Source organism: Streptomyces sp. (genome assembly GCF_031178505.1).
In the GTDB taxonomy this organism is placed as follows: Bacteria; Actinomycetota; Actinomycetes; order Streptomycetales; family Streptomycetaceae; genus Streptomyces; species Streptomyces gulbargensis.
Genome location: NZ_JAPSIW010000782.1, coordinates 1 through 3,170 on the forward strand (window position 1 = coordinate 1; position 3,170 = coordinate 3,170).

Here is a 3,170-nt window from a genome sequence, read left to right on the forward strand (position 1 = left end):
GCCACGCCAAGGGCCGCAATGTCGCCGTTCACGCACACGTCCGCGACGGCGAACGCAACGCCCACCGCCTGACCACCGTCTGGCTCCCCGAGTACGACGTGCGGGCCACCACCGCGCCGGCCCTTGAAGAGCAGAAATTGCTCCAGGGCCTGGAGCTGGGTATGGACGAACTGGCCGCACTCGCCGTGCCCGACCGTCGTACCCAACTCAGCGCCGCCCTGGCTCCGCTGGCCGACGGGTACGGCACCTGGCTGGAACAGCAGCGCAGGGCCGCCCGCTCGCTCCCCGACGACCTGCGCGAATCGGCCGAGGTAGCGATCGAGCAGGCGCTCGAGGTCTGCGACCGCATCACGCTGGGCATCGACCGGCTCGTCGCCGACGACACGGCCCTCACGGCCTTCCGGTTCGCCAACCGGGCCATGGCGCTGCAGCGGCGCAACACCGCCGTCGCCGCCGCCCGCGCCGGTCGTGAGAACGACCCGCATTCCTACCGGGAAGCCCGGGAAGAGGTCCACGCGAAGGGCAAGGCCGGGGCCAGCTGGCGTCCGTTCCAGCTCGCCTTCGTCCTGCTCAACATCGCCTCCCTCACCCAGCCCGGCCACCCGCACCGCGGCACCGGCCGTCAGGCACTGGTCGACCTGCTGTTCTTCCCGACCGGTGGTGGCAAAACCGAAGCGTACCTGGGCCTTGCCGCCTACACCTTCGCGCTCAGACGCCTGCAGGGGACGATCGGCTCGGGAACCGAGGCCCGCAGCGGTGAGGCCGGGGTGGGCGTGCTCATGCGCTACACCCTGCGGTTGCTGACCGCCCAACAGTTCCAGCGCGCGGCGGCTTTGGTGAGCGCCTGTGAGGTGCTGCGCCGCGAGGAGTGCACGCGGGACCGGCGCTGGGGCTCCACCCCGTTCCGCATCGGACTCTGGGTGGGCACCTCCGTCTCGCCGAACTGGTTCGAGGAGGCGAAGGAGCAGATCGCGGAGGCCAAGGAAAGCGCCAGCGACAAGCACGCCCGCGTCCTACAGGTTCTCACCTGCCCCTGGTGCGGCAGTGGACTGACCGCCCGCTCGAACATGGAGTACGACGAAGGGCGCCGGCGGATCCTGCTGTACTGCCCGCGCGGGGAGGGGGAGGACCGCTGCCCCTTCTCCCGTCGCGAAGCGCCCGGCGAGGGCATCCCCGTCCTCACGGTCGACGAGGAGATCTACCGGCTTGCGCCCTCGATGCTGATCGCCACGGTCGACAAGTTCGCTCAGCTCCCGTGGAACGGCTACGCGGGCCTGCTGTTCGGCAGGGTCACCGAGCTGTGCCCCCGCCACGGCTACCGCCATGACGACCTGGACGCCAAGACCGGCTGCGGGGGACGGCACAACGCCAGAGGCGACCTGCCCGGTGTCACCGCCCAGCCCGTCACCCGCCTGCGGCCCCCGGACCTGATCATCCAGGACGAGCTGCACCTGATCTCCGGAGCGCTCGGCACCACCGTGGGCCTCTTCGAAGCCGCCGTCGACCAGTTGTGCACGTGGAGTTTCACCGACGCCCACGGACGGCGCCAGGAAACCGGCCCCAAGATCGTCGCGTCCACCGCGACCACCAAGCGGGCCGCCGACCAGGTGCGCGGTGTCTTCGGCCGCGAGGTCGCCGTCTTCCCACCTCAGGTGCTGGACGTCAGCGACACCTTCTTCTCCCGGCAGGTGGACCTCAGCCGGGAGAACCCCGGCCGCCGCTACCTGGGCGTGTGCGCGCACGGCACACGGCTGAAGGCCGCGGAGATCCGTGTCGCGGAGATCCTCCTGCTCGCGGGACAGCAGCTCTTCGACGACTACGGCAGGCCCGCGGACCCGTACATGACACTCGTGGGCTACTTCAACGCCACCCGCGAACTCGCCGGTATGCGACGCTACATGGACGACGACATCACCACCCGAGTTCGGGCCAACGGCAGCCGCAAGGGCCAGGACACCCTCTCGGACCGCATCGTGAGCAAGGCGGGGATGCTCAGCATCCAGGAGCTGACCTCGCGCATCTCCTCAACGGACATCGGCGCCGCTCTGAAGCGGCTGGAGATCGAGTTCGACCCCGAGCGCGACACCTCGGTACGACGGCGAGCTTTCCTGCGCGAGTACGGGGCCGCGGTGAAGGAGAAGCGCGAACCCCGCGCCTCCATGACGCCGACCGTCCGGCAGGCCGTGGACGTCGTCCTCGCCACCTCCATGCTGCAGGTCGGTGTCGATGTCTCTCGCTTCGGCCTGATGCTGGTCGTCGGCCAGCCCAAGAACACCGCCGAGTACATCCAGGCGTCCTCCCGGGTCGGTCGTGACGCCAGGCGTCCAGGCCTTGTGGTGACCCTCTACAACTGGTCGCGCCCCCGCGACCTCGCGCACTACGAGGACTTCGAGCACTATCACGCGACGTTCTACCGCCAGGTGGAGGCCCTCTCCGTCACCCCGTACACCCGCCGCGCGCTCGACCGGGGCGTCGCGGCCACCTATGTCGCCGCGCTGCGGCACGCGACGTACGAGACTTCCCGCAACCTCGACGCCCACCGTGTCGACCTCGACGGCCCGCTCGCGCAGGACGTCGAACGGCGATTGCTGGAAAGGGCGGAACGAGTGGGAGGTGACCGGCCCCGCCAGTACCTCAGTGAACGCCTGGACCGGCTGAAGGACGAATGGCGCCGAAAGCGGGACGAGAGCACATCGACACTCGGTTACCGCAAGGAGAAGCACAGGACGACCGTCGTGAACGGACTGCTCAGGCGGGCGGACGGATCCCGGTGGACCGAGCTCACCGTCGGCATGTCGATGCGTGAGACGGAGAACGAGATCAATCTGCTCCTGCCCGGCGGCGGAGTGTTCCTGGAGGAGTCCTCGGGCGGCGGTCCCGACTGGAACTTCGGCACGCCCGCGACCGACTCCGACCCCGACCCCGACACGGCGGCCACCGTGGACAGCGACGAGTACGGGCCCGTTGCGGCCGACACGGTCAGGAAGGCACAGCGATGAGCACCCAGGGCAGCAACCGCAGGGTCGGTGCCGTACGGCCGAGCCACCTCATGTTCACCGCCGGTGTCGGTGCCCTTGTCGACCTGCCGAACTTCTCGGTGCTCATCCGGGGCATCGACTCCTGGAGCCACTCCGGTGTCACCGACTTCGACATCGATGAGCCCCGCCTCC

General features: G+C 69.5%; 1 protein-coding gene. It reads left to right on the top strand.

Features of this window, described 5'->3' with window-relative positions; translation table 11 throughout:
• Positions 1–2,999, top strand: a 2,999-nt coding sequence (drmA, locus tag RIF68_RS32225) for a DISARM system helicase DrmA (RefSeq protein WP_309054807.1), incomplete at its 5' end; no start/stop codon positions are given.
• Between the last annotated feature and the right edge of the window lie 171 nt (positions 3,000–3,170).